The organism is Apibacter mensalis, from assembly GCF_001418685.1.
Taxonomy (GTDB): Bacteria; Bacteroidota; Bacteroidia; order Flavobacteriales; family Weeksellaceae; genus Apibacter; species Apibacter mensalis.
This window is the reverse complement of record NZ_LIVM01000005.1, coordinates 79,723-96,946: the sequence shown is the minus strand read 5'-3', so window position 1 is coordinate 96,946 and position 17,224 is coordinate 79,723. Positions and strand designations below refer to the sequence as shown.

14 protein-coding genes are annotated in these 17,224 nt (G+C 29.6%); 4 read left to right on the top strand and 10 right to left on the bottom strand.

Annotated features, from left to right (window positions below; genetic code table 11):
* Nucleotides 1-77: 77 nt before the first annotated feature.
* Nucleotides 78-2,099, top strand: coding sequence for a penicillin-binding protein 2 (gene mrdA / locus ASC36_RS04715; protein WP_055425340.1), 2,022 nt, complete (start codon nt 78-80; stop codon nt 2,097-2,099).
* 2 nt (nt 2,100-2,101) lie between these two features.
* Complete coding sequence (gene rodA / locus ASC36_RS04710) at nt 2,102-3,337, top strand: rod shape-determining protein RodA (RefSeq protein ID WP_055425339.1); 1,236 nt, start codon at nt 2,102-2,104, stop codon at nt 3,335-3,337.
* Nucleotides 3,338-3,350: 13 nt separating this feature from the next.
* Here the strand turns inward: rodA and recG are convergent, their stop codons facing one another.
* The 10 genes from recG to ASC36_RS11215 all read right to left on the bottom strand — a co-directional run bounded on the left by recG (nt 3,351) and on the right by ASC36_RS11215 (nt 14,894).
* The gene (gene recG, locus ASC36_RS04705) at nt 3,351-5,453 is read right to left on the bottom strand and encodes an ATP-dependent DNA helicase RecG (protein WP_055425338.1); all 2,103 of its coding nucleotides are present in this window, start codon (nt 5,451-5,453) and stop codon (nt 3,351-3,353) included.
* Nucleotides 5,454-5,582: 129 nt separating this feature from the next.
* Nucleotides 5,583-6,902 carry a TlpA family protein disulfide reductase gene (locus ASC36_RS04700; protein ID WP_055425337.1) on the bottom strand — a complete coding sequence of 440 codons (1,320 nt, stop codon included), beginning with the start codon at nt 6,900-6,902 and terminating at the stop codon, nt 5,583-5,585.
* Between the two features lie 49 nt (nt 6,903-6,951).
* Nucleotides 6,952-7,209, bottom strand: coding sequence for a hypothetical protein (locus tag ASC36_RS04695; RefSeq protein ID WP_055425336.1), 258 nt, complete (start codon nt 7,207-7,209; stop codon nt 6,952-6,954).
* A gap of 15 nt (nt 7,210-7,224) precedes the next feature.
* Nucleotides 7,225-9,198 carry a T9SS type A sorting domain-containing protein gene (locus ASC36_RS04690; protein WP_141656196.1) on the bottom strand — a complete coding sequence of 658 codons (1,974 nt, stop codon included), beginning with the start codon at nt 9,196-9,198 and terminating at the stop codon, nt 7,225-7,227.
* A 100-nt stretch (nt 9,199-9,298) separates the two neighbouring features.
* On the bottom strand, nt 9,299-10,495 hold the full coding sequence (clpX, locus tag ASC36_RS04685) for an ATP-dependent Clp protease ATP-binding subunit ClpX (RefSeq protein ID WP_055425334.1): 1,197 nt from the start codon (nt 10,493-10,495) through the stop codon (nt 9,299-9,301).
* A gap of 117 nt (nt 10,496-10,612) precedes the next feature.
* A complete protein-coding gene (locus ASC36_RS04680) occupies nt 10,613-11,593 on the bottom strand; it encodes a pyruvate dehydrogenase complex E1 component subunit beta (protein WP_055425333.1) in 981 nt (326 codons plus the stop codon).
* Between the two features lie 284 nt (nt 11,594-11,877).
* Nucleotides 11,878-12,876 (bottom strand): glycosyltransferase family 9 protein, encoded by a 999-nt coding sequence (locus tag ASC36_RS04675; RefSeq protein WP_317038628.1) that lies wholly within the window; start codon nt 12,874-12,876, stop codon nt 11,878-11,880.
* A gap of 11 nt (nt 12,877-12,887) precedes the next feature.
* Complete coding sequence (locus ASC36_RS04670; RefSeq protein WP_055425332.1) at nt 12,888-13,307, bottom strand: SufE family protein; 420 nt, start codon at nt 13,305-13,307, stop codon at nt 12,888-12,890.
* A gap of 12 nt (nt 13,308-13,319) precedes the next feature.
* Nucleotides 13,320-14,588 carry a serine--tRNA ligase gene (serS, locus tag ASC36_RS04665; protein WP_055425331.1) on the bottom strand — a complete coding sequence of 423 codons (1,269 nt, stop codon included), beginning with the start codon at nt 14,586-14,588 and terminating at the stop codon, nt 13,320-13,322.
* A 177-nt stretch (nt 14,589-14,765) separates the two neighbouring features.
* Nucleotides 14,766-14,894 carry an AraC family transcriptional regulator gene (locus ASC36_RS11215; RefSeq protein WP_394331990.1) on the bottom strand — a complete coding sequence of 43 codons (129 nt, stop codon included), beginning with the start codon at nt 14,892-14,894 and terminating at the stop codon, nt 14,766-14,768.
* Nucleotides 14,895-15,262: 368 nt separating this feature from the next.
* On the opposite strand from ASC36_RS11215, the gene ASC36_RS04660 reads away from it, so the two are divergent.
* Entirely contained in the window at nt 15,263-16,732 is a 1,470-nt protein-coding gene (locus ASC36_RS04660; protein WP_055425330.1) for an ankyrin repeat domain-containing protein, read from the top strand.
* Nucleotides 16,733-16,738: 6 nt separating this feature from the next.
* On the top strand, nt 16,739-17,221 hold the full coding sequence (locus ASC36_RS04655) for a DUF2271 domain-containing protein (RefSeq protein WP_055425329.1): 483 nt from the start codon (nt 16,739-16,741) through the stop codon (nt 17,219-17,221).
* Nucleotides 17,222-17,224: the final 3 nt, after the last annotated feature.

Here is a 17,224-nt window from a genome sequence, read left to right as displayed (position 1 = left end):
GACGCTCTTATAACATCGGTATTTTCATTTTTATTTATCATGATAATATACGCTTTCTTTAAAAATAAGATTAAATAGTGAAAAAATTTCAGATTTTAATAGGTGTGTTGATTTTCTTAGCGTTACTATTTATCGCACGTATATCCTATTTGCAATTATTTACTGAAAAATATAAGCTAAACGCGGCTAATACTTCTATTAAAGCAGAATATCAAATTCCATTACGGGGCTATATAATGGACAGAAATGGTAAAATATTAGTAGGAAATACTCCTTCCTATGAATTAACTTTTACTCAATCCCAAATGGAAAAAAATTTTGATACCATAGGTTTTTGCAAATTAGTGAATATATCAAAAGCAGATTTTATAAAAAAAATAAAAAGTATCAAATCAAACAAGAAAATATACAATAACCTGGTTCCTATGACTTTTATGAAAGGTCTAACCAGCGAGGATTTGGCCAGGATACAAGAGAAACTTTTTAAATATAATGCATTTTCAATAGTAAGAACTCCTGAAAGAAATTATTTGGTTCATTCTGCTGGAAATATTTTAGGTTATATTAATGAAGTTAACGATAAATATATAAAGTCCGATTCATCCTATTACATGCCCGGTAATTTAGCGGGTATGACAGGGGTTGAGAAATCGTATGAAAAATATTTAAGAGGAATTAAAGGAATTAAATATATTCAAAAAGACAGAAGATTAAGAAGTATAGGTTCCTATAAAGATGGTGAATATGATCAGCAAATGCATAGTGGAAAAGATATAACTCTTTCCATTGACTATGAATTACAAAGTTTGGCAGAAAGATTATTAGTAAACAAAAGAGGAGGTATAGTAGCATTAGATCCCAATAATGGAGAAATATTAGTAATGGCTTCCGCTCCGGTTATAGATCCGTCAGTCTTTGTAGGTAGAGATAAAAATAAACATATATATGCTCTTCAAATGGATTCAATGAATAAACCTATGTACGACAGAGCAGTCCAAGCAGCTTATCCTCCCGGTTCTACTTTTAAATTAATAAATGGATTAGCAGCTCTACAAATGGGTGTTATTGATGAAAAAACAACATTTATATGTAAACATGGATTTCACTATGGAAATAGAAAAATAGGTTGCCATTGTGGATATTTTTATACCCCAATTGAAATGGATAAAGCCATCCAAAAATCATGTAATAATTACTTTGCTGAGACTTATGTAAGAATACTTAACAAATATCCGGGGAATATTGAGAAAAGTATTGATGAATGGAGTGATATAGTTAAAAGTTTTGCCGTTGGCGAATTTATGAATAATGATTTACCGGTGGGAAGTAAAGGTAATATTCCGGATACCCAATATTATAATAAACGTTACGGAAAAGATAAATGGAATATTTACACTATTATATCTAATTCAATAGGACAAGGCGAGATATTGGCGACCCCTTTACAAATTGCAAATTATACTGCGGTTATTGCTAACAGAGGATTTTTTTATACCCCTCATATAGTAAAAGCTATAGATGGAAAGCCAATAACTGATCCTCAATTTACTGTACCTAAACAAGTCAAAGTAGAAAAAAAATATTTTGATATTGTCAATAAGGGAATGAGTATGGTAGTTTTGTCCGGTACTGGGAATAGGATTTTTACACATACATTTAGTCAAGAAGGCAAAACAGGTACCTCTCAAAATCCGCATGGAAAAGATCATTCCATTTTTGTTTTGATAGCTCCCGTAGATAAACCTAAGATTGCGATTGCTGTAGTTGTTGAAAATGGAGGATTTGGAGCTACCTATGCAGGTCCAATAGCATCCTTATTAGCAGAAAAATATCTTACCGGAACTATTGAAAGAAAATCTATGGAGGAAAGTATAATAAAATCTGATTTCAACAATGAGTATTTAAGGCAATGGTACGAATATTTAAAAAGAACAGGAAAATACATTCCTAATAATCTACCTCAGGAATTAAAAGATAGTATAAATAAGATTAATAATATTAAAAAGCTTTCTTCTAAGGAGAAGCAAAAATTAATACAAAATATAATTAATCAGAGTGAAGCAACAGCTAAAAAAGTAGATAATTTTATTGGTGATTAAGAATGAATAAGATTTTTAGAGGAGTAGATGGTTTGATGTTATTTTTATATTTGCTTATAGCCTTATTTGGAATTGCAAATATATATAGCGTAGATAGTTCAAGTGGTACAAAACAATTTATCTGGCTTCTCATTTCTTTAACTGTAGGAGTTTCGACATTTCTTGTACGACCCAAATTCTTCGAAAATTTTGCAGGATTGTTCTATCTATTAGGTTTATGTTTACTTACCGGTGTGTTATTTTTCGGAAGTTATGTAAATGGAGCTAAAGCTTGGTATAGATTTGGAGGATTCAGCTTACAACCGGTAGAATTAGCTAAAATTTCAACAGCATTAATGTTAGCCAATTATATAGATTCTCCCAATTTTAATATAAAAAATAATCAATCCTTAGGAATTGCATTTCTAATTATATTTATTCCCATAATCTTAATTCTGCTTCAACCCGATGTGGGATCCATCTTAGTATTTGTCTCTTATTTTATAGCTTTATATAGAGAAGGTATGAAGGGATGGTTGTTTATAATAGGTTTTTATTTTTCAATTTTATTTTTAACCTCTATTTGGGTTCCATCATGGATAGTCATATTGGCTTTAACACTTCTACTATTTATATTATTATTTTTGCTTAGAAAGAAAATAAAATGGAATCAACAATTTAATATTCTATTTATCTTTGTATTTGTAATTGTATCCAGTATAATAAGTATATCATCACCATTTATATTTAAGAATTTACCCAAACATCAAAAAGAAAGAATATTAGTTTTATATGAAGGAGAAAGAAAATACAGAGACACAGCAGGCTATAATCTTTTATATTCTAAAACAGCAATAGGATCCGGAGGTTTTTGGGGAAAGGGATATAAACAAGGTAGCGTCACAGCCGGTAAATTTGTTCCCGAGCAACAAACAGACTATATATTTTGCACGGTGGGAGAAGAGTGGGGATTTGTAGGTTGTACCGTATTAATTGGGCTATACACATGTTTAATAGCAAGAATATATTATCTGGCAGAAACGCAAAAAAGCGCATTTTCAAGAGTTATGGGATATTCATTAGCCTCTGTTTTATTTATGCATTTTTTAATTAATATAGGTATGGTTATAGGTTTATTTCCAACAGTTGGAATTCCGTTACCCTTCTTTAGTTATGGAGGTAGTTCATTATTAGGCTTTTCTTTATTTATTTTTATATTCTTACGACTAAACTATTCCGATAAAAACAGCCTCATTTAACTGAATATAAATATTAACTGATTTTTGACCATTTGACCTTATTTCTATGATATTTTAAGAAGAAATTCTTTATAGGATTATTTTTTTCGAGTTTGAGCTCAGGATCTTCTTGTAAAAGATTATCTACGCAAGATTTAGATAAGGATACAATCACCTTATCATGAATCAAATCAGTTTTTTTAAAATCTATCGTACCACTTTGCTGTGTTCCCAAAATATTACCGGGGCCTCTTAATTCTAAATCTACTTCGGATATTCTAAATCCATCATTAGTTTGACACATTGTATCAATCCTTTTCTGAGCATCATTTGAAAGCTCTGATTTGGTCATCAATATACAATAAGACTGCGCAGCTCCTCTACCGACTCTTCCTCTTAATTGGTGTAATTGAGATAATCCAAATCTTTCAGCACTTTCTATCACCATGACACTAGCATTAGGAACATTTACCCCGACCTCAATAACAGTAGTGGCAATCATAATTTGAGTCTGGTTATTAACAAATCGTTGCATTTCATACTCTTTATCTGTCGCTTTCATCTTGCCATGAATAATGCTAATTTGATAATCTGGCATTGGAAAATCTCTAATAATACTCTCATATCCGTCCATAAGATATTTATAATTGAGAGTTTCACTTTCTTCTATAAGCGGATATACAAAATATACTTGCCTGCCTTTCTTAATCTCATTTTTAAGAAAGCCAAAAACCGATAGCCTATTTGAATCTGTTTTATGAAAGGTTTTTATTTCTTTTCTGCCACTTGGTAATTCATCAATTACGGATACATCCAAATCACTATAATAACTCATAGCCAATGTTCTGGGAATTGGAGTAGCGGTCATAATCAATATATGAGGAGGTATTGAATTTTTATTCCATAACCGTGACCGTTGTTCAACTCCAAATCGATGCTGCTCATCAATAATAGCCAAACCTAAATTTTTAAATTGTACTTTTTCTTCTAATAAAGCATGTGTCCCCACTAGTATATGAATTTTTCCTGAAAGTAATTCTTTATGGATTAGTTTTCTCTCTGAAGTTGAAGTAGAACCTGTTAGTAAATGCACTGAAACATTCATTCCATTAACTAATTCGAGGATGCTTTTATAATGTTGAACGGCTAAAATTTCTGTAGGGGCAATCATGCAAGCCTGAAATCCATTGTCCATAGCTAAAAGCATAGATAGGAGTGCAACCATTGTCTTACCACTACCAACGTCACCTTGTAATAGCCTATTCATTTGTATATTTCTGCTTAGGTCTTTTCGAATTTCTTTAAAGACTTTTTTTTGAGCATTGGTTAATTTGAAGGGAAGGTGAAAATTATAAAATTGATTGAAATTATGTCCGACATTAGTGAATGGATTTCCTAAATTTATACGTTGTCTATGAATTTTTTGTAAACCAAAACCTAGCTGAAAAAAAAACATTTCTTCAAATTTCAATCTATATTCAGCCTGTTGTAAATCTACGTAAGAATTTGGAAAATGAATTTGATGATATGCTTTTTTACGAGATATTAACTTATAATTTAATAAAATATCCTGAGATAAATTTTCCTCCATTTGATCTTCAATAGCAAATAAAATTTCTTTAATTGATTTTTTTAAAAAACGTTGATTAACACCTCTTTTTTGGATTTTTTCTGAACTTGAATAAACCGGCTCTAAAGCAATTGGAGAAAGCCTGGCATCATTAATTTTCTCAATTTCCGGATGAGCCATAGTAAATTTTCCATTGAAAGTATTTACTTTTCCAAATAGTATTACTTTTTCATGTAAGGGAATACTTTTAATTAACCAATTAGTTACATTAAACCAAATAAGTTCTAATCTTCCGGTAGAATCTTCAAAAATTCCGGTTAGTCTGTTTTTTTTATTAAAAATTGTCTCTTTTAAAGATATAATTTTACCTTTTACTTGTATTTCAGCTGAAGAAGTACCAATCTGATTTATTTTATAGATTTTACTTTTATCCACATACCGAAAAGGAAAATAATTGAGTAAATCTTCGCATGTATGAATATTAAGATGTTTTTTTAACAAGTTAGCTTTTTCAGTTCCTATACCTTTAACATATTCTATAGAAGATTGAAGATATAAAATTCCCATAATACAAAAATAAGAAACAGATCTTAATTTAATTATGAATGTATCTATATTAGTTTGAATTTATAAATTATAATAAACAGATAAGAAGGGAATTATTCCCTTCTTATTAGATAATTTTTTAGAATATTTTTATTTAATTAATTGATTAATTTCAGAAATCTTAGAAGTAATTTTTAATATTTTATTTTTCTGATCGACTAAAAATAAAGTAGGAGTACCCGTTATATTAAGTAATTTTACAAAACTACTATCCCAATATAATAAATCGGAATCGTTTAACCAAGAAGTTTCTTTTATAGCATTTTGCCAGTCATCTTTATTATAATCTACAGATAAACCAATAATTTCACCGCCCAATTTTTTAAAATTATCATAAAACTGTTTAACAAATGGCATCTCTTGCTGACAGTGACTACACCATGAAGCCCATACCATAATCAATTTATATTTACTTTTAATGTCATATAAATATGCATACTTACCGTTTAGTTTATGTGTAAATTTAATATTTGGAATTATTTTTCCTTCCTTTATAGAATTATTATTTTTAATAGTTTCTTTAAGTTCCGGATTAATTTCACATGTTAAAGATTCAGCTCTTTTCATATATTTATCCGACAGGTTTTCCATACCGTATCCATTTAAAAAATTAATAGTTGCTGATAGCAACTCTTGACCTCTACTGGTCTCCTCACCAACTTCATCCAGTAAAACTTCAATAGCTTTGTCTATTTTATTTTCCCAATCTTTTTGTGTAGAAGCTCCAAACACTGATAATTTAAAGTAATTATATAATAAGGATTTGCCCAAACCGGAAGTTTCAAATTCTTGTCCGGCATTTTTAAAATGATTTAAAATTAAATTTTTATTAGATATGGCATCTCCGGTTCCAATTTCCGTATTTTTAATAAGGTTTGAAGTTTTTATATAATAAGATAAAAATGAAAATTCTGAAACATCTGGTTCTTTCATTACAGATATTCTTTGAATTTCATTTTTAAGAGGCAAATAAAATTCATCTTTAGAATTATAATAAAAAGTTATATTTTGTAATTGAGCAAGAATTGAATTTTTTTTCAAATCGTAATTTAAATAATTTTGATAACGATCGTTAATTTGATTACCGGATGTGTTTATAATAAATTCGTCATCTGTTGTAATTGTTGCATTAAAATCTATATCTGTATTATCAGAAATAAATATGTAGTTTTTTTTAGCATCCAGTAATGAAATTTCAATTATACCTGAATATTTTTCTTTAATAGGAATTGAAAATGATCCTAATGAATTGGTAATAGTATTTCCTATTAATATATCATCAAATGCTCTATTTATTTTCACAAGTACTCTTTTATTTGAATAATTGCTAATAGTGCCTCTAAATGTAAATTGAGCTTGAGATATTATGCTTATTAGAAGGTATAAGCTTGTAAATAATTTTTTTTTCATAAAAAAAGCCTTGTTGTTTTAACAAGGCTAATTTATGAAATTTAAATCTTTATATAGATTTAATTCTTTTCTTTTTAAAAATATAAAACATGATAAAAATAGCACTAATTAATAAAAAAGGTACTATAAAATTAATTGGAGTTGAATCAGGCATTGTACCTATCCCACCACCATAAGTTTCTACATCTCCTTCAAGGTTTGGAATTGGGGGAACTTCTTCCGTTTCAACTACAACTTGCAAAATATTGTAAGCAAAAGATTGACTATAAACTAAAGCTATAAATATTATGGAAAATAATTTTTTCATTTTCATTTTACTTTATTATTTAACTATTTTTTTAGTTACTTTCTCACCAGTAATTTGATTAGTTACTACTATAACGTATAAAGATGAAGATGTAGTATGAATAGGTAGTAAATAATCATTTTGAGTATTGATATTTTTTTCTGAGGAAATTAACTGACCTAAAACGTTAAATACATTTACTTCTGCTTTTTGCCAACTTTTATCAAATTGAACTTTATATTCATTTCCGGTTTTATAAATAGTTGTTAAACCATTTAATGTATTAATATCTTCATTTCCTAAAGTTCCGGGTTCTTTGAAAAAGATTTCAAATCTGTCACTAGTTGATTCGTTAAGAGTTACAGAGTAAGAAAAATCCGTATTGATTTCTTTAACTACATTATTTTCTTTATCATGGAAATAGAATTTTGCATCAGGATCATCAAAATTAGTTTTTCCCTCGTTTTTTAAAGGAATCATATTATATTTAAGTTCAGATGAAAATGTAAATTCTTTTCCTCTGTCCATATCACTAATGTTTACTCCTACCGGTATGGAAACTTTAGAAGAATTATTCGAATTAATTACATTAATATATAATTCTGTGTCTTCATATCCCGGATATTTACCTCCATTTATAGATTCAGGTATGGTATAAATACGGGTGATTGAAATATCTTCTTTACTTGATTTGTTTTTGGCTTCCCATTGGTTGAATTCACCTGTTATTAAACTTGCTCCGGCAGCCAGATAGGTATTACCATAATAAGTTTTTCCTGAAGTTAATACAAGATTTAATTGGTATAAGTCATCAAAATTTGCATTTGATTTTGTTACCTTTCCCTTATCAAATTCATATTTTGATTGGGTAAATGTTTGAGGATTACTATTTTTATATAAATCAACTTTTACATCATCACTTTTAGCTTTTATAAAGAAATTAGTCATTGGAGGGATTATAGAGACATCATCACCAATCAATTGTCCATTATTATCAAAGGTAGCCGCTTGTGTTTTTCCTTCATATCTTGTCTTACCATTAGTAACTTGATTTGTTATAGGACCATCACTAGCAACACCTATTATATTTGAAATTTGACCTTTAAGTAACTCAAGTATGTTGATATTGGAAGTATAAGGATTTACCATACGTAATATTCTATCCCAATAACGGTTTGAGTCTAAAGTTTCATTCAAAGTATATGCATTATATTTAACAGTGGAAGCAAACGGGTCATCTAGATAAGTCCAATAATACAATCCGTAACCATTTTTAGCATTATTACCAATTTTATATCCTCCGGCTACTCTATTATTTACAGGAAGTGATAAATCTGCGGATGAGGCTGCACCTCCATCAGTTGGCTTAGTACCCGCAACGTAAGGCGTACCTTCGAATGAAATTACATTAGTAAAGTTTGACCCTGTGTCAAATTTCGCTTTTCTAAAGGCGTAATATTTACCGGGGACAAAATTTTCATTTTCTTGAAAAGGATCATATCTAAATCGATCTTCTCTCCAAGTAAATAAAGGATGATCATTCCATTTCTTACTACCTTTGCAATTATTGTTGGTTCCAAATAAGCCACAAATAAGTTCCGGTCTGATTTGTTTATTTGTAAGATCATCTGAAAAATTGTTATAGGTATAATTAATAAATGGTATTCCAAAAAGTATTTCTCCTGATCCATAATAATCATCCAGGCGTTTTTGAATAGTAACGCCACCTACACTACTTTTATTATTTACGATAATTAATTGACCATAATTTTTTTCATCATCATAAGTTAAAACAAAATTCTTAGGACTGCCATTATTTTTTATAGTACCTTCTGATATTTTAACATTACCTTTATTAGTAAATACATCAGAACTATTTTCTATGGTTAGATCTCCAGTACTAAATACAGTCGTACCTGGACTCACAAAAAACTTAGCACCTCCTGTAGTGGTTATTTGTGAATTGCTTGCAATACAACCCAGTATAAAAAGCAAGGGTATAAATTTCATTTTCATTTATTAAGCATTTATTAGTTAAATTTATTTATTAAATATAATATATACTAGTACTGCAAATATAAACAAAAATATTATTCGCAAGTGTTTTTTTTTATTTTATTAATTTGTTTTTTGTTAACATTACAAATTTATCTATATCTATAAGTAAATCTCCATTATAGTTATCAATATCATAACTAATTTGAGAAAAAAGGTTTTCTGAAATACTTCGTAAGCCTCTTGCACCTAAACCTAAAATCCTAGTTTCTTTAACTATTTCTTTTAAAACCTCATCTGTTATAGAAAGGTTGATTCCATCTAATTTAAATAGTGCCTGATACTGTTTAATAATAGCGTTTTTAGGCTTCGTAAGTATTTGTAATAAGGCTTGATCATCCAAGGGTTCTAAATTTGTAATTACGGGAAACCTGCCTAATAGTTCAGGAATAAGTCCGAAAGATTTTAAATCGGTGGCGTTTACTTGAGATAAAATATGTTCTTTTTTAATATCCTTTTGATCTGTTTTACTAAAACCAATCGTATTTTTATTTAGTCTGTTAGAGATAATATGATCAATGCCTGAAAAAGCACCCCCTGCAATAAATAATATATTTTGTGTATTTACTTGAATGTATTTTTGATCAGGGTGTTTTCTTCCACCTTGAGGAGGTACATTAATAATACTGCCTTCTAAAAGTTTTAGTAATGCTTGTTGTACTCCTTCTCCGGAAACATCGCGCGTAATGCTAGGATTATCACTTTTCCTGCTGATTTTATCTATTTCATCAATAAAGACTATTCCTTGTTCTGCTTTTTCAACATTATAATCTGCAGCTTGCAATAAACGAGTTAAAATACTTTCAACATCTTCTCCCACGTATCCAGCCTCTGTTAAAACAGTTGCGTCAACTATAGTAAAAGGAACATCCAGAAGTTTAGCAATAGATTTGGCCATAAGTGTTTTTCCGGTACCTGTTTCACCAACCATTAAGATATTAGATTTTTCAATTTCAACCTCTTTATCAACTTCTAATGAGTGGGATAATCTTTTATAATGGTTGTAAACTGCTACAGATAAAGTTTTTTTTGCACTTTCTTGACCTATGACGTATTGATCTAAAAATTCTTTAATTTCTTTAGGTTTTTTTATTTGTAGATTAAAACCGCTATCGCCCTTGTGATTTTCATCCTGTACAACAATATTATGTGCTTGCTCAATACAATCGTTGCATATGTGTCCATGAAGTCCGGCTATTAATAATTGGACTTCCGATTTTTTTCTTCCGCAAAAAGTACATTTTTGTTCCATAAGCTTTAATAAAGCTGATATTAATTTAAAATTCAGGTTTCAAAATTAATTTATTAATTAAAATTGAAACCTGAAAATATTTTTTAGTTTATATTATTTTGAATAAAATAAATACAATTACTTTTTATATAAGGTATCTTTAACGGCCGTTATCACCTGGTGCATGTTAGGATACCATTTAGAAAACAAAGAAGATGAGTAAGGTGCTGAAGTATCAGCTGTTGTGATTCTTTTTATAGGTGCATCCAAATAATCAAAAGCTTTTTGTTGTACCATATAGGCTACTTCGCTTGCTATGGAAGCAAAAGGCCATTCTTCGATTAATAAAACCAAACGATTTGTTTTCTTTACAGAATTAATAACCGTATCATAGTCTAACGGTCTAACGGTTCTTAAATCTATAACTTCTGCATTTATACCTTCTTTTTCAAGTTCCGCAGCAGCTTGTAGCGCAACTTTCATTATTTTACCGAAAGAGACAATAGTTACATCTGAACCCGGTTTTTTTATGTCTGCAACTCCTATAGGGATAAGATATTCATCTTCAGGTATTTCCATTTTGTCGCCATACATTTGCTCGGATTCCATGAAAATAACAGGATCATTATCTCTAATGGCGGATTTCAATAAACCTTTTGCATCATATGGGTTAGAAGGTACTATAACTTTTAACCCCGGACAATTGGCAAACCAACTTTCAAAGGCTTGAGAGTGAGTAGCTCCTAACTGTCCTGCTGAAGCTGTAGGACCACGAAATACGATAGGCACATTCCATTGCCCACCAGTCATTTGATAAATTTTAGCCGCATTATTTATAATTTGATCGATCGCAACCAAAGAAAAATTAAATGTCATAAATTCTACAATAGGACGGCATCCATTCATGGCTGCGCCAACACTAATTCCGGTAAAACCACTTTCAGCAATAGGGGAATCAATGACTCTTTTGGCTCCGAATTCGTCTACCATTCCTTTGGAAGCTTTATAAGCTCCATTATAATTAGCAACTTCTTCACCAATCAGATAAATGGAAGGATCTCTTCTCATTTCTTCGCTCATAGCTTCACAAATTGCTTGTCTAAATTGAACTTCCTTCATTTGTACTTAAAATTATTTCGGCAAAAATACGAATTTTTTGTACAATGAAATTCTTTTATGTTTAAAAAGAAAAGAAAATTTATATAAAGATATAACAAATAATTTTATATAAAATAAATTATGAATGTGTTTTGTCTATATTTTATATGGTTAAAGCGTTTATTTTAGGAACGTTATCAATTTTGATTATTATATAATCAAGTAGTCTAAGTAATTATAATTAGTATACTTTATTCTAAAATTAGGTTAGGTAAGGAGTGGCAATGGAGAAATAAAATTAAAAATTAGAGAATATTTTGTTTTTTTATTTTATTTAATATGTATGAATTATCTAAATTTCTGGTACAAGCCCAATCTTTTCTATAACAAGGTTTATTACCGAAAATTGAGCAGGGTCTGCATGGTAAATCATTGACTTGTATTACATCACTTACTTGTTGCCCATAACCCAGGAAACCTGCAAAAGGATGGGTGGCTCCCCAAATGGATATTACCTTAGTGCCTACTAAAGAGGCTATATGCATATTGGCAGAATCCATAGTTATCATTAAGGGCAATTGGCCGATCATTTTCATTTGATCCTTTAAGGTAATTTGTCCCGATAAAGAATGGATATTCGGATGTAATTTTTGCCAAGAATTGAGAACTTCAGTTTCTTTCTTTCCTCCTCCAAATAAATATACATGATAATTTTCTCTTGCGAGATTTATACAAATTTCTTTCATTTTATTTAAAGGAAACATTTTTTCTTTATAATTAGCGAAAGGAGCAATACCTATTGAATTTTTTTTCTTAATTGGATTAAATGGTAATTTATGTGATAATTGTAAATTAAATCCTAACCGTCTGAAGACATCGGCATAACATTCTGATACCGGACGTAGTGGACAAAACTTCTTATTTTTTCTTCGAGTCAATAATTTTTTTTCTTTTCGATTTTTGTTTAATGTAGCGATTTTTTTTACATGATTAAACAAAAAAAATTTTAAAATCTTGGTTCTTAATGCATTATGAAGATCAGCTATCATGGTAGGTTGGTAACCTTTAAGCTCATCGGCAAGCTTCTTTAAACCTAAAATACCGTGATAATTTTCAATATTTACTCCTATAAAAGTTATATTGGGGATTGATTGAAAAAAGGGAGCATAAAAATGGCGTGTAACTATAAGCAGTTCTACGTCCCTGTTTTGTTCAACAAATTCTCTTAAAACGGGTACAGTCATTGCGACATCTCCCATTGCAGAAAAACGAAAAACTAAAATTTTTTCTTTAATCTTACTCACCTTTATACTAATTATTTTTTTGCAGAGTAAGCAATTGCGTAATATTTAATTTGCTTAATCATTGCCAATAATCCATTAGCGCGAGTAGGAGATAAAAATTCTTGAAGGCCTATTTTTTCAATAAAATTTTCATCCGATTTTAATATGTCTTCAATGGGTTGGCCTGAATATATATGTACTAACATGGCTGCTATTCCTTTCGGTAAAATAGCATCAGAATCTGCTTCGAAAAACAATTTACCATTTTCCAAACGAGTATTTAGCCATACTTGAGATTGACATCCTTTTATTAATTTATCTTGTATTTTGTCTTTTTCAGGCATTTCAGGCAGCGATTTACCTAATTCAATAACATATTCATACCGTTGTTCCCAAGAATCAAATAAACTAAATTCATTTATAAGTCCTTGTTGTATTTCAGAAATTGTCATGGTAAAGATTATTTAATTAATTAGTTCAAAACCGGTATAGGGAACCAAAACCTTCGGAATTTTAATTCCGTCTGCTGTTTGGTGATTTTCAAGCAAGGCTGCTAAAACTCTTGGTAAAGCAAGGGAAGAGCCGTTAAGTGTATGGCAAAGCTGATTTTTTCCTTCTGATTTGTAACGTAACTTTAATCGGTTTGCTTGAAATGTTTCAAAATTGGAAACTGAGCTTACTTCTAACCATCTTTGTTGTGCTGCTGACCAAACTTCAAAGTCATAAGTAATCGCTGAGGTAAAGCCCAAATCTCCACCACATAGCCGCAATATCCGATACGTTAATTGTAATGACTCTAATAAAGATTTAATATGGTCAACCATTTCTTGGAGTGCCTGATAGGAGTTATCTGATTTTTCGATTCGAACAATTTCAACTTTTTCAAATTGGTGTAATCTGTTAAGTCCTCTAACATCTTTTCCATAAGAACCGGCTTCTCTTCTAAAACATGGTGAGTAAGCAGTTAATTTAATAGGTAAATGATTTTCGTCCAGGAGAACATCTCTGTAAATATTGGTTACAGGAACTTCGGAGGTAGGGATTAAATATAATTGGTCTTCATTAATGTAATACATTTGACCTTCTTTGTCAGGAAGTTGTCCGGTGCCGTATCCGGAAGCTTCATTCACAACAAATGGCGGAACGATTTCCCTATAACCGGCTTCAGAATTTTTATCTAAAAAATATTGAACCAGAGAGCGTTGCAATCTTGCTCCTTTACCTTTATAAACGGGAAAACCGGCCCCTGTTATTTTTACTCCTAATTCAAAATCTATTAAATCGTATTTTTTAGCAAGGTCCCAATGAGGTAAAGCGGTGGTGTCAATATTTTCATTTGCCGTATATTTAAATACTTCTAAATTGTCATTTTCATTAGTTCCGGCAGGAACTAAATCGTTGGGGATATTAGGAACTTCGTATAGAGCTACTATTAGCTTTTCTTCTGTCTCAGATAAATTTTGTTGCAATTTTTTAATTGATTCTTTTAAAGAAAGAGTTTGGGATTTAGCTTTTTCAGCTTCTTCTTTTTTACCGTCTTTCATTAAAACCCCGATTTCTTTTGAAAGTTTATTCATTTCCGCTAGTCGTGAATCCAAATCAAATTGTATTTTTTTTCTGGATTCATCTAATGAAATAATTTCATTGATGAGTTCTAATTTGCTGAAATTTCTTTTTTTTAATCCAGCTAAGACTTTTTCTTTGTTATCTTTAATAAATGCAACTTGTAACATATTTATGTAATATCTTTAAATGGCAAATTTAGTGTAAAAAAATAAATTTTATAATCAAGGAATAGAAAAGCTAAGTTAAATATATATTTAGATATTATAAATATATCTAATGAATCAAAATTATTTAAATTATTTTAAACTGTTGAAAGGTTAAGAAAATCTTAGTCTTGTGAAAAATTATAAGTTTAAAATCAAAGGTAGTTCATCCATGATATGCTGTTTGGGTGTTTTATCAAATAATTTTTTGAAGATTGTTATAAAATAAGAAGTGCTTGTATAACTTTCAGTTAAAGCTATTTCGTTTATAGAATATTTATTATATAACTTTTTGGGAACATATTTCCTGCGTAGTTCTATAACATAATTAAGGATGGTACATTATGTATAAGTTTAAATCTGCTAACCGAAAATTCAACAATATATGTGATTGATCCGGTAACAGCTACAGCTAAAAAAGGATTTGAGCTTTTTAATACTAAAAAACATAGTAGAGCAGTTTCTTTCTTTAAAAATTAAATAATTTTATTTAAATAAATTTTTTATAAATACAGTTGAAATTATCGACTGCTTTAAACTATTTTGTCTTTATTTAGTCTATATAAATATTATTGCAAAAAAATCCTAGTATTATTAGTACTTTTATAAAAAAAATGAAAAAATGAAAAAATGAAAAAATGAAAAGAAGTTTTGTAACTTTAATTTGCATGACATCTATTTGGATGAATGCTCAAATTAATAATAAACTGTTAGATAATAACTTTTGGAAAAATAAACCCGATATACAAGTAGTTGAATCTGAAATTAAAAAAGGTAATAGTGCAATAGAATTTAATGATAATAAATTTGATGCTGTTACGGTTGCCATATTAAATGATGCTCCTTTAGAAACAATTAAATACCTGTTAAAACAAAAAGGTAATGATATAAATAAATTAACTCATGATAATAGAATTTATTTACATTGGGCCGCTTTCAAAGGAAATACGGAATTAATCAAGTTTTTAATTGATAAAAAAAGTGACATACATCTAGAAGATTCCCATGGATTAACTCCATTAGTGTTTGCGGCAAATTCCGGACAAACCAACGTGGAAATATATCGATTGTTTTTTGATGCGGGTTTAAATCCTAAACAAAAATATAAAAACGGAACGACCCTATTACTTTTGGCTATACCTTATGATTCCGATCTTCATCTTACGGATTATTTGCAATCCAGAGGACTTTCTTTAGCTGATACTGACGATAAAGGTTATACCGCATTTGATTATGCTGCAAGAAATGGTAATATTGAATTATTACAAAAATTGAAAGGAAGAGGAGTTGAAAGTACTGACAATGCTCTTTTTATCGCTGCTGAAGCTACGCGGAGAACAGCCAATACAATAGATATTTATAAATATTTGATAGATAATATACAATTAAATCCATTAGTAATCAATAACAATGAACAAACTGTACTTCACATAGTAGCAACTAAACCCAATCAGGCAGAAATTATTAACTATTTTATTACTAAAAACGTTAATCCACAAAAAAAAGATAAAGATGGAAATACTGCATTTATAAATAGTGCTTCAGGAAAAGATGTGAAAAATGCACAAGTTTTATTACCTCTGGTTAAGAATATTAATGATTCTAATAATAAAGGAGAAACTGCATTAATGCTGGCGGTAAAATCCAGTACCCCCGAGATGATAGCTGTATTGCTTAAAAATGGAGCAAGTATCAACCAAAAAGATAATAAAGGAAACAGTTTGGTATATTATCTCATGCAATCTTATCATCCAAGAAATGAAGATTTTGATGCAAATTTAAAATTGTTAAAAGAAAATGGAGTAAATTTTGGAGCAAAACAAGAAGATGGTAATACCATTTATCATTTGGCGGTAGTTAAAAATGATATAAATTTGATAAAAAAAATTTCACAACTTAATGTAGATGTAAATACAGCTAATAATGAGGGCATAACTCCCTTACAAAGAGCAGCTATGATAGCTAAAGATGATGCTATTTTAAAATATCTACTATCTTTAGGAGCTAAGAAAGATATAAAAACTGAATTTGGAGAAACCGCCTATGACTTAGCAAAAGAAAACAAAGTTTTAACTCATAATAAAGTATTCGTTGATTTTTTAAAATAAATTGTAATGAAGATAAATAGTAAATTAGTAGCTTACATTTTAATTCTTATATTGATGCCTTTTATGGGCAATGCACAGACTCATAAGTATAAATGTTTGCTTCAAATGAATAATTATATAGGAGAAGGCGCCTATATAGTAGTATCGTTAATTTCTCCTCAGGGTCAATATGAAAAAACTTTATACATTATGGGAGAAGATAAAAGATGGTATAATACGTTGAAAGAATGGCATAAATATTATTCAAAAAAGAAAAATATAGACGCTAAAACAGGAGCATCCGTTACAGGCGGAGATCGAAGTATAACTACATTAGAAATTGAAGATTCAAAAATAGATAAAGGATATAAACTCCGTTTTGAAACCGCCGTTGAAGATCAAAATTATTATGTAAAAGATCTGGAAATTCCTTTAACTTCTCAAGCATTTTCGGGTAAAATATCCGGAACGGGATATATTAATTATGTGAGACTAAGTAAGATTCAATAATTC